12 protein-coding genes are annotated in these 11,628 nt (G+C 46.4%); 3 read left to right on the top strand and 9 right to left on the bottom strand.

The window, feature by feature from the left end; genetic code table 11:
- The first annotated feature begins 69 nt into the window (after positions 1-69).
- On the top strand, positions 70-1,407 hold the full coding sequence (gene dgt / locus HPS53_RS08950; RefSeq protein ID WP_104370092.1) for a dGTP triphosphohydrolase: 1,338 nt from the start codon (positions 70-72) through the stop codon (positions 1,405-1,407).
- 69 nt (positions 1,408-1,476) lie between these two features.
- Here the strand turns inward: dgt and HPS53_RS08945 are convergent, their stop codons facing one another.
- The 9 genes from HPS53_RS08945 to HPS53_RS08905 form a co-directional block, all read right to left on the bottom strand.
- Positions 1,477-4,071 carry a hypothetical protein gene (locus HPS53_RS08945; protein WP_172205754.1) on the bottom strand — a complete coding sequence of 865 codons (2,595 nt, stop codon included), beginning with the start codon at positions 4,069-4,071 and terminating at the stop codon, positions 1,477-1,479.
- Positions 4,068-5,069, bottom strand: coding sequence for a GNAT family N-acetyltransferase (locus HPS53_RS08940; protein WP_172205820.1), 1,002 nt, complete (start codon positions 5,067-5,069; stop codon positions 4,068-4,070). The genes HPS53_RS08945 and HPS53_RS08940 overlap by 4 nt, the downstream gene beginning before the upstream one ends.
- A gap of 59 nt (positions 5,070-5,128) precedes the next feature.
- The gene (locus HPS53_RS08935) at positions 5,129-5,956 is read right to left on the bottom strand and encodes a glycerol acyltransferase (RefSeq protein WP_172205752.1); all 828 of its coding nucleotides are present in this window, start codon (positions 5,954-5,956) and stop codon (positions 5,129-5,131) included.
- Between the two features lie 387 nt (positions 5,957-6,343).
- Positions 6,344-6,685 carry a hypothetical protein gene (locus HPS53_RS08930; protein ID WP_104370070.1) on the bottom strand — a complete coding sequence of 114 codons (342 nt, stop codon included), beginning with the start codon at positions 6,683-6,685 and terminating at the stop codon, positions 6,344-6,346.
- Between the two features lie 7 nt (positions 6,686-6,692).
- Positions 6,693-7,199: a hypothetical protein gene (locus tag HPS53_RS08925; RefSeq protein ID WP_104370071.1), complete on the bottom strand. Its 507-nt coding sequence runs from the start codon at positions 7,197-7,199 to the stop codon at positions 6,693-6,695.
- A gap of 34 nt (positions 7,200-7,233) precedes the next feature.
- Positions 7,234-7,593, bottom strand: a complete 360-nt coding sequence (locus HPS53_RS08920) for a hypothetical protein (RefSeq protein WP_172205750.1) — start codon at positions 7,591-7,593, stop codon at positions 7,234-7,236.
- 237 nt (positions 7,594-7,830) lie between these two features.
- On the bottom strand, positions 7,831-8,181 hold the full coding sequence (locus tag HPS53_RS08915) for a hypothetical protein (RefSeq protein WP_172205748.1): 351 nt from the start codon (positions 8,179-8,181) through the stop codon (positions 7,831-7,833).
- 83 nt (positions 8,182-8,264) lie between these two features.
- On the bottom strand, positions 8,265-8,636 hold the full coding sequence (locus HPS53_RS08910; protein ID WP_172205747.1) for a hypothetical protein: 372 nt from the start codon (positions 8,634-8,636) through the stop codon (positions 8,265-8,267).
- Entirely contained in the window at positions 8,617-9,066 is a 450-nt protein-coding gene (locus HPS53_RS08905; RefSeq protein WP_172205746.1) for a hypothetical protein, read from the bottom strand. Before HPS53_RS08905 ends, HPS53_RS08910 begins: the two co-directional genes overlap by 20 nt.
- A 1,005-nt stretch (positions 9,067-10,071) precedes the next feature.
- Between HPS53_RS08905 and mraZ the strand changes: the two genes are divergently transcribed.
- Together mraZ and rsmH are read left to right on the top strand one after the other, a co-directional pair.
- On the top strand, positions 10,072-10,560 hold the full coding sequence (gene mraZ / locus HPS53_RS08900; RefSeq protein ID WP_172205745.1) for a division/cell wall cluster transcriptional repressor MraZ: 489 nt from the start codon (positions 10,072-10,074) through the stop codon (positions 10,558-10,560).
- A gap of 48 nt (positions 10,561-10,608) precedes the next feature.
- Entirely contained in the window at positions 10,609-11,553 is a 945-nt protein-coding gene (gene rsmH, locus HPS53_RS08895) for a 16S rRNA (cytosine(1402)-N(4))-methyltransferase RsmH (protein WP_172205744.1), read from the top strand.
- Positions 11,554-11,628: the final 75 nt, after the last annotated feature.

Here is an 11,628-nt window from a genome sequence, read left to right as displayed (position 1 = left end):
AACGCCCACACTTTTACCTCTAAATTATGGTATTTTTATATAAAAAAGCACTACTTTTGCATCATTATGATGAACTGGAAAAGGCTAATCACCAATAAAAGACTCGGACAGGAACACAAGCACATCGGAAAGCGCGATGACCGCAGCGAGTTTAAGCGAGACTATGACCGGCTGATTTTCTCGGCGCCGTTTCGCCGTTTGCAGAACAAGACACAGGTATTTCCGCTCCCGGGGAGCGTTTTCGTGCACAACAGGCTCACGCACAGCCTTGAAGTGGCAAGCGTGGGCATGTCTCTCGGAAACGATGTGGCACGTGAGTTGCTGCGTATTCATCCGGAACTGGAAGACTCGATGATAAACGAAATAGGGCAGATTGTATCCACGGCATGCCTCGCTCACGACCTTGGCAACCCTCCTTTCGGGCACTCCGGCGAGAAAGCCATACAGTCGTTTTTCACGGAAGGCAGTGGAAAGCGCCTCCAGGCGGAAGTAGACAGCAAGCTATGGGAAGACATAACCCACTTTGAAGGCAACGCAAACGCCTTCCGGCTGCTCACACACCGATTCCGAGGAAGACGCAACGGTGGTTTCGTGATGACGTATTCCACACTCGCCGCCATCGTGAAATACCCTTTCGAGGCATCAGCGGCAGGACGGCACGGCAAGTTCGGCTTCTTCAATACAGAGAAAGAGATATATGAAAGAATTGCCGATGAAATGGGGATAAAACGCTTGTCAGGACCGGGAGAGCCATTAAGATATGCCCGTCATCCGCTGGTATATCTCGTAGAGGCCGCTGACGACATCTGCTATGAGATCATGGACATAGAGGATGCGAACAAACTGATGATTCTTTCATTTGAGGAAACAATCGAACTGCTTCTGGGTTTCTTCGACGAAACGGACAAGAATAAAATCCTTAGCCGCATAGAGGAAGAACAGCTGACAGACGACAACGAGAAAATAGTATACATAAGGGCATGCGTGATAGGAACACTGGAACGCGAATGCGTGAAAGCGTTCGTGGAGCATGAGGACGAAATACTCTCAGGGGAGTTCACCGGTTGCCTCATAGACCATATATCAGACCGTCAACGTGACGCCTATACGCTATGTTCAAGAATATCAAAGAACAAGATTTACCGCAGCAAACCTGTACTTGACGTTGAGCTATCGGGTTACAAAATAATGGAAACACTAATGGAACAGATGATCGAGGCGGCCGCACACCCGGACAGGTTTTACTCCAAGCAACTGATAGACAGGGTCAGCAGCCAATATGAAATAAAGGCGAACGACATAGAGACAAGGCTGATGGCGGTGATAGACTATATCAGCGGCATGACGGACGTATACGCACTCGACGTTTATCAAAAGATAAGCGGAATAAGCCTGCCTATCATCTGACAACGGTTTAAAATCCGCCCGATACCGATATACGGCATGAGACGGAAACTGCCGCATTGACATTCCTGTTCATCCCGGGCCAAACCATTCTATTTTGAGGCGATGAAGCATTGTCGTACTCTCACCGCAAGTACCTGTATGCTGTATGGCCGCTCCGCCGAAAGCGTTAGGAGTCACCGTAGCCGACAGGTCCACGACAGTGGCCAGTCCCGAATTTGACGGCAATACGGTCGACGTTTCCACATGCGCGGCAAGACTGCCACCCCTCATCCGCAGTTCTATCGTGCAGCCCGTACGATAACATATAGCCGAAACAGGGTCTGTAAGCGGCGTTACGGTACCACCGGCATATTCCACAAGCATGAAATCCACTGCCTTGGCATGCTTCACCGTGCGTATTATCCTAAGCCCGTAGCCTGTCAGCGTGCGCGTATCAAATTTCAAACAAATATCCATATATTGCCCCGTGGCGCTTCCGAAACCCTGACCCGCAGTCTTGGTGGGATCGACTTGAAGTGTCAACGACATATCCCCGTAATGTCCGTTAACAGGAGTATACATCAGTCTCGCACCGCGCTGAGCCTGCAACAGCCCTTCACCGACCGCACCGTTAAACCCTCGTCCATAGGCCCACATGTCTTTATCCGTATCAAACGTCCATGGAAATTCAGCGGTATCAGCCGGCTTATACCCGTCGACAGTCCAGAATCCGGGTATTACCCGAACCTGATTTACGGTCGGAAACGTGCGGAAATCTGTCTCGTATATATCCGACCCCCCGGTCCGTGAAATATCCGTTTCTCCAAAATCCGACGGTTTCACCGCTCTTTTCATAATCAGATCGACTGCATTCCCCGCCTCGCTACGCCGGTGCTTCGGCTCTATACGTGCCATTATGAAATATCCGTTATCCGCCGTCGTCAGCCTGTACGAGCGCTCCGGGACACGCCCACGGCTCACTTTAACCGGTATGGCACCGTTCTTCCTGCCATCCACACAACGGTACCATGTGACAAGAGACTCGTCTTTTCTGCCGCACAAACCGAGAGTATAATCAGCGACAAGCATTCCGCCTTTCATCGTCAACCGAGTATTTCCCACGAAATCAGGAGGTGGAAGAACCGACGGACTTACGCTGACGCCCACAGCTCCGCGCAAACCGCAATCGGTATATGCCTCTATGTAAAAAACCGCCGTTTCATCGGTATTATTCCGGGGTGTCACCGTTATTGAGTCGCCATCATAAGACGATAATTCCACCATATCCTCAAAGCCAGGCCGTACACGCCAATGTATGTTCTCATTGCTATCAGAAGACTCTTTCAACAATTCATAACCACCGTGCCTCATAACCTCGGCAGAGAGACAAATGGAGCCGCCTCCGGTGACAATCGAAGCCATTTTACGGTTCAACACGAGGGCCGTGCCCATGTTGCCGCATCCCACCATACCCCTGATACCCGTCGGGTCCCAGTCATCATCGCCCCGCAAAAGATTGTACACATTATATACCGTATCTCCGCCGCATACCTCATAAAAAGCGGACAAAAGCGGCAAATCATCCATTTCAACGGTATTTTCCGGGTTACGGGCACCTATTTTATACGGATTGCCGTTCATAGTAAATCCCGCCTGATAGCATCTCTGCCACGTCTCGGGGTAGTTTGTCCACCCGACATAAACCGAATCACCTGTATGATACCTGCAATTCACAAGCGTAACCTGACCGGGAGCTTTACAGAAAACCATATCCCTATTGGAACCGCCGGCAGTGAAATCACAGTCGAGAAACACCGCCCCGCACCTATGGGTAGTGTAAAACGGCTTCTGCCCGTAAAGCGACAGGGTACATTTGAGATATACCCCGTTTCCGGTCAGCGCGTCATCGGTACACTCCATGTGGCAACGGTCGAACAATATGCGCCTTGCCCCATTGAGAGGGTTCATATTCAGCCTGCTTATAAACCTGACATTGCGAGCCACCACACGGTCACCATGACAGTAAGCCACATGAGCCTGTGTTATGGTCGCGGACCGCTTCTTGCGTCCGAGCGACGGAAGAAGATGAAAATCGAGATCAACATTACAGAAATTGCCCATGGTAAGGTTGCTCACCCGCAGTCCGTCACCATGAAAATCGAACATCGTAAAATTACCGACCGCGCCCTGTGTCTGGCCTCGTTGAGAGGCTAGTACCACATTACGGGCATCCCTCGTGAGTCCGATGAAATGGAGATTTTCACATCTTATCACCATTCCGAACGGCTCCCTGCCGTATTTCCCTGTCACAACCGCCGGTGTGTCGGGATCGTCCACCCAATATACTCCGGGAGCGAAGAGCACCCGCATGGGGTCATTCTCCGTCCCGTCGACAAGATGCGCCACCGCATCCCGTATTGAATTATAAACGTATCGGTAATTATCCGCCAAGGCATTGTCAAGCCTCGGGTCTACAAATATGGTACGCTCGCCGAGTGTTATCGTGCGGCCGCCATATATAATACTGTCTCCCAAAAAGATTATCGGGTCCGAACTGTCGAGCGACCGGTAAGCTTTATAGTCGGCAGAGAAAACAGGAATGACAGTGACAAGCAGCGCAGTGACCGCCAGAAACGTCATGAAACGCCTGAACATACGGACTGCCACCGGCCAAACGCACATCACGCCCCTACCTTTTCCTTATATATAACCTTATTGGCACCGCTCGTTATGGCGAGTGCCTCCGGATGCTCCTTTATGAACGAGTCTATATGCCGCACCCGCTTCTGGTCGAGAATTTCATCGACAGCAATCAGAATACCGGTCTCTTCCACATCACCGAAACCATAGTTTATTGCCGTGCCGAACAGTTTCATCGTAGGACTGAGCCCCATGTAAGCGTTAACAAGCGGTGGTATGTTATATCCCAGCCGACGCACCTCACGGTTGAGTATACGATAATCCTCCTTAAATGACTCCTCGCAGAAAAGCGCATCCAACTCAGCGGGATCTTCCTCTATAATCAGCGGTTTCATCGGCATCACGAGATTATCCTTGTCCTCAAAATGCTTTTTCAGGAAATATAGAATCATGTCGCGGCCTTTACGTATGTAAGAGGGATACATCGTCATCTTGCCGAAGAAATACTTGACGTCGGGCTGTATTACGGTGAGCGCCCCGAGGCCGTCCCACAGATTGTCGAGAGCGAAGAGGCTCTTAGAGCCGTTCTTGCTCGTATTCTGATAACCGAGTGACACGAAACTGCGTCCCAACTCTATGGTGTATGGCATATAATCGCGCATGAACTTCTCGGAGAAATGAAACATGTGGCTCGTGGCCAATACAGGCTGCCCTTTCTCGTCCACATCCACATCCTTGCCGAGTATATACCGGTATCCGCCGATAATCTCCTCTGCCTCCGGATTCCACACGATAAGCTGCTTATAGCAGTTCTCCATCGTGTCAAACTCATCGAGATCAAGCGGTTTTCCCGTACCGCCGCCCGCCTCACGGAATGCGATCTCACGCAAACGGCCTATCTCGCGCAGCACGTTGGGGGCGTTGTGGGCATCGATGATGTATATCTCGTTATTGCTCTTGTTTGTCATGCGGAGCTGTCTCTCCGGCGTAAGCTCGCTTTTGAGCACCTCTTTGTCTATCGGTCTTATTATTTCCTGTTCCATTTCCGGTTTAATCAGTTTCTTGTCTCTCTCTTTTTCAATAATTATCACGTTGCAGCTTTTCAAAGCTCGTATACTTTATCTTTAACATACTGCGCCCACTGCGCCGGCGTGCGGCTCTTGTCAAACGTCTGCCATGGAATCGGCTTGCCTATCGCCACACGGAAAGTCTTGTGCGCGTTCTTGTACATCTCGTCAACGAGGAAGAGCATCGCTATGTTAACCTTCTTCACATACCTGTCCGAGAAGTTTGCCAACCGGTAGAAAAAATCGGAGTTCTCACCGCCGAAACGTATCGGGACCACATCCCGTTTATACTCGACGCTCTTCACCACGAAAGTCTTCTTCCACTCCACATCGCACACCTCGCCCTTCCTCCTCCTCGAACATATCCCCGCAGGGAACATAAGCATGTGGTTGTCGCTCCTGAAACCGCTCTCCACCATTGCCGGAAAATTGCGGCTCTGCTTGCCCGTCTTGTTTATCGGAATACATACAGGTGCAAGTCCCGGCAGATTCATCAGCAGGTCATTGACCAGATAACGGAAGCGTCCGTCGTAGTGCCGACCTATTATCGCCCCGAGAGCCACACCGTCCTCACCGCCGAGCGGGTGGTTGCTCACAAACGTATACAGCCTGCCGTCATCCTTATCGGGCAGGTTTTCCATTCCGTCCACTATGAGTGTCATGTCGAGATAGCGCACGCACTCTTCGAGCCACTCCGTCCCGCTGAGGTGACGGCTCTCCCACAGATAGCGGTTCACTTCGTCCTGATGTATGATATGGCGGAGCCAGCGCACGAACGGAGCCGGCACGAATTTCGCCTTCGCTCCCATTTTCTCGCGCAGTATGCTATCGATGTCAATGGTTTTCTCCGTAATCTGTTTCATTTCTCTCTACATGCTAACAAACTGCAAAAGTAAAACAAATCTTTGATAATAGCTAATAAAATGTCAAGAAACAGGCTACATTATTTATTATTATCGTCATTATTGTTTATTTGCAGCCTATCAACCTGCCCAACATGTTGTTGCCGTAACGAGAACTGCTCGATTTATCATTCGGTCACAATAGAATTGCAGTACCGGCAATCGTACCACCAAACCGCATACAACTTACCGATACCGCAAGATTATTTTCATCGGATTATTACGCCAAATTCAATAAACGAAGCATAATCACCATTAATTTTCCCAAGAATGTATTGTATCTCGTTTAAAACACGTCCTATTAATCGCCATCAACAAAGTTTCTCCATTCTATCGTTCCAATTACCTTTATCTCTTTACCCGCCAAAAGAAGTTGATGACAGCAATCACAAGCAGTGTCGACCAGAGGTAGAGCATCGGTCGAGTACCTTCTATATACTGAACCAACGCGCCGCAAAGAAGAATCACAATGGTGTACATATCATTATCAGTATTACCCAAAATTCTATCTAAAATAGAATCTTTGTGTTTTACAGCAGAAACAGTCATTACACCTATCCAAAACAATGCCAGAGCAACACTCAATAATGACGTGGCGTAAAATATAAAATCATTCTTTTCAAATACAGGAGACAACGCCCACAGTAAAAGAGCTGTATTAAATACTATATTTACTTTTAAGTACTTCATATTAATTCTATATCACGCCCCAATATTGATAGCTATATAAAGCTGTTGCAAGACCGTACTTTACACATTTCTTTTCTATGTCCGTCAGTTCGTCCGTTGCATCAACTACCCTAACATACTCATTTATTATATAAACAACATCTAGTGATGTTGCAGAGCTTTTTAAACAGACATCATTAAAAAGAGAAATAACACTATTTACTAAATCATCAGATAAAGTTCCAGCATTAACACTTTCTCCCACCCATTTACACTCATTTATAAATTCTTTCGAATTAAGAAGTTTATCACAATAAATATTTAAACTTTCATTTTTTACATTAGAATCAACAACAACAGAACCATCTAATGAAGATAAAAGAATATTATGAATACTGCCTACTGTCAAACATTCTTCATCAAGATTAACCCGTTCTAAAAGTTCTTCATCAACATTCAACCTTTCTAATATCTTATCATCTTTTACAATAACAGCCGCTGTATTGACTGACAAATCTTCTTTTACTAATATCATACATTCATTAGCCATAAAGCTACATCCGGGAACGTTAAGACTTGGGATTGCTCGTGTATTCGGAGATGCCAACCAAGAAGAATATGCACCCCCAATTACTCCGCCCCAAAAAAGCGCCAAAAACTCCTCCAGTGATTGGACTATCCAACACTGTTCCCAATTTAGCACCCAATACACAGCCATCCTTTCCTCCGGCAGCCATACCGGCAACATCTGCATGTGCAACTGCTAATTTTTCTTTTGTGGACCAATCACGAAAACCACGTGTCTCATCAGACTCCAAGATTTGCGCATTTAAGTCCTGCAAGGTACTAATAAGTGTCGATTGGTTTACTTTTGGCTCATCTGTACCAACATATTCATTACAAAACTCTTCGTCATTACTACAACTCACACAAAATGCCAATACCCCAATAATGGTAACTGAAAAAAAATGCGATTAAATAGTCTTCTCATAATACTAAAAGTTTTTTGTTATTACTATTTTCTCCCACTTCCTATTATAAAATAACGTGAGTTCGTCGAACTCACGTTAAATACTATATTCACACGTTGGTATACCATCATATTACAATACTACATTTCAATGTTTAAACTATATAACGCCAGACAAAACGGACTTAATGCATGTCTATTCCTCACGTTCAAACTTCATAATTGTATCACCACCGATAAATCCTTTACGCAGTTCGAACACGACAGTCAAGGAATCTTTTGACACTCCTAATATCCTGACTATATGAACTTTCCCATTCGATAATCTTAATATAAACTCCCCTTTCGTATCCTTTCCAACCATCGTGGAGTCAAAATCATCAGTTCGCACGTCAGACATATAATATGGATATTTAAAAATCCACGTCTTACCCGTGTGTTCATTGATTTCCGTAGTCTGTAATTCCGTATCCGTGAATTTTATTTTAAAGACATAGTCTGTTTTCGGCGACGTGCGAAGCCACACAATATCCTTTAACTGAGACACTGAAAAACTTTGCCCTATGGCCGGAATACACGTAAGTAAACACATAAAAATAAAATACAATAACTTCATAATACTTGTTTTTATTATTTAATACTTTTTACTGCATATTTTTTAAAATGGAAATCTTCATAATCTCCATTTTCATAATCACCAGTTCCTGGATCTACATATATAAATTCTCCTTCTTCCTTATCTTTCTTATCATCATCATTTGAGCTGTCAGTTTTGCTTCCTTCATCTTTATCATCATCGTCTTCTTTATATCCTATTATCAAAACTTCGTGGTAGCCTACTGAATTTTCAATCGTACCTAACACACAATTATTGTTATCTATTGCTTTTTTAATTTCTTCTTTGGTATCTACTTGATAAGAATCAAACTCGGATTCAATGAATTTGCCAATATCATCAGGACTTACACCATCTGACAATGGATCACGGCCGGTTTTTCTCACTCATCATATAATTATATATAGCCGTACGCTTCGCTTCAAGTTCTCTTTCTGAATATTTATTACTTTCCCGCAAAAGTCCGACTTTATAATCAGCCTTCATACGCACCTCGGGAGCAGATGTGACCTCTATATATCTATTACGCTGTTTTTCCGTAAAAACATCCATCAGTGACTCATGAAACACCTTACTTGCCCTATACTTCATTTCTGATGCAAGAACAGGATCATCGACGTTATACAAAGAGGAATCTACTGTTCTATTATAGGTGTCATGTGCCTGTCTTATAGCCGTTTCCTGGTTTCTTGTCAAGTCTACGATTTTCTTTATCTCAACAATTTTCCGGTCAGAACGCGCCCCTCGAATTTGTGCATGTGTATCAACACACATAACAAACATTAATAAAATGATTTTAATAAATGTTTTCCACATAGTCATAGTTTTTAATTTAAAGATTATTATTAGAATTATATACACCACGAATATACGAATATTTTTTTTACACTGACAAACTTTTTTCGTAAAAAAACATGTATCATTTTATCACGGGCATAGCATGACAAAAAGATATATATTTGTAAAATAAATTGGTATAAATATCTCATCCGTCAGCGGATGGTTCCAAGTGAACAAACAGTATAAATCATGACAAAAAGCCGCCGTTTTTACCTTGAATTATGATAATATCATCGTTATATCAATGCCGGCAGACGATTGTTTTGCAACGGGATACCCGTCACATTGCAACGGACGGTTAAACGGAATGCAACGAGCGGCTAAACGGAACGCAACGGGATACCGAATGCAGAGCAACGAGCGGCCCGTTGCAAAGGATTTCTGTGGTATCAAAACACAATGGGGGCTTCGCCAGAACATGGCGAAGCCCCCATTGTGCACTTTTAAGACGGCCTGTTTTTCGACGCCCGGCAACAGAAAAGACACGTACATATCTTTTCAGGCATGCAAGCGCAGGCCGACACTAATAAAATATCTCAAAAATCAAAGTCTGAGCGGATATCGGCCTACTGCCGGCAAGAAGAAAGACAGAGACAAGTCCGCAGACGTTTGTAAATATTATTCATCATTTTCATAACCGCATATCGTTTTGTCTGCTACAAATTTACAACAAAACATCCGGGAATGCAAGCCTCATCACTATACATTACTCGATACACCGGACGAAGACAGGAATGACAATACGGCACGGCAACACAGTGGGCACACTCCGCTGCGAGCCGGAGGAACATACCATTTAAAGACACGCCGCCCCACCTGGAACGGCCTTTAATACCAAACAGCAAAATCACTGATTGTCAACGATTTATAAAATTAACAATATTAAAATTAAAATCAACCTTCAAAAAGTATGGAGAAAAGTGGGTGAATGTGGGGAAAAATATGTAATTTTGACGGCGAAATGCCTTTATTAATGTCCGTATGCGATTTTTAGGAACCATCGAAGCAAAGACAGACGCCAAGGGAAGGGCTTTCCTTCCCGCAGCTTTCCGCAAGATGCTGCAAAGTGCAGGCGAGGAGCGGATGATGCTGCGCAAGGATGTGTTCCAGCCGTGTCTCGTTCTTTACCCCGAAAGCGTATGGAACGAGCAGATGGACGAGTTGCAGGCGCGCCTCAACAAGTGGAACAAAGCCCACAGGGAACTCTTCCGCCGGTTTGTGGCTGAGGTCGAGCCAATAACCCTCGACGGCAACGGGCGCTTCCTCATATCGAAGCGTTTCCAGCAGATGGCGGGCATACGACAGGACATCAGGTTCATCGGGATGGACGACACCATCGAGATATGGAGCAACGACAGCAATGACATGCCGACGATAACGGCGGAAGACTTCGGCCGTGAACTGGAGATGGTAATGGGAGACGAAAATTCCGGAAACCAGTCTCTCCAGGCTTCCCACTCCCCGAAATAACACCGCCGCACACACTCCGGCGTCAAACAGTTTCACAAAACAACATTTATGGCAACGAAAGCACCCACATACCACATACCCGTGCTACTGCACGAGAGCATCGACGGGCTGAACATCCGTCCCGACGGAACATACGTAGACGTCACTTTCGGCGGCGGCGGCCACAGCCGCGAGATATTGTCAAGACTGGCGCAAGGCGGCCGGCTCTTCGGCTTCGACCAGGACAAGGATGCCGAGGCCAACACATCTGCCGGAGACGGGGCGTCTTCAAAAAACCGATTCACTTTCGTGCGAAGCAACTTCCGATACCTGAAAAACTGGATGAGATACCACGGTATTGAACGAATAGACGGCCTGCTGGCCGACCTCGGAGTGTCGAGCCATCACCTCGATGACGAGAGCCGGGGCTTCTCTTTCCGCTTCGACGCGCCGCTCGACATGAGAATGAACAACAGGGCCGGAACGACTGCGGCAGACATTCTTAACGAATATGCCGAGGAACGGATTGCCGACATACTGTATCTGTACGGCGAACTGAAAACAGCACGCAAGCTCGCCACGGCCATTGTGAGAAAAAGGCAGGCGCAACGGTTATGCACCACGACCGACCTGTTGGCCGCCGTAGAGCATATAATGCCGAAAGAAAGGGCTAAAAAAGACATGGCCAGACTGTTTCAGGCGCTGCGCATAGAGGTAAACCACGAGATGGACGCCCTGCGGGAGATGCTTGCCGCGGCCACCGAACTGCTCGCGCCCGGAGGCAGGCTGTCCGTGATCACATATCACTCGCTCGAAGACAGGATAGTGAAAAACGTGATGAAGACAGGCAACGCCGACGGACACATAAAACAAGATTTTTTCGGACGTACGGAAACGCCGCTCAGACCCGTAAGCAACAAGGTTATTGTTCCTACAGAGGAGGAGCAGGCCGCCAACCCGAGAAGCCGCAGCGCAAAACTGAGAGTGGCTGAAAAGATCGGGCACTCGCAGTGAGCAGGCATTCAGGAGCAATGGCTTGAAGATGTAATCGCGGAATGAAAGTCACATGACAAAGCTATGTATTGACAA

This window comes from Prevotella sp. PTAC, assembly GCF_013166535.1.
In the GTDB taxonomy this organism is placed as follows: domain Bacteria; phylum Bacteroidota; class Bacteroidia; order Bacteroidales; family Bacteroidaceae; genus Prevotella.
The sequence above is the reverse complement of the archived record's forward strand: the minus strand, read 5'-3'. Positions and strand labels throughout refer to the sequence as shown.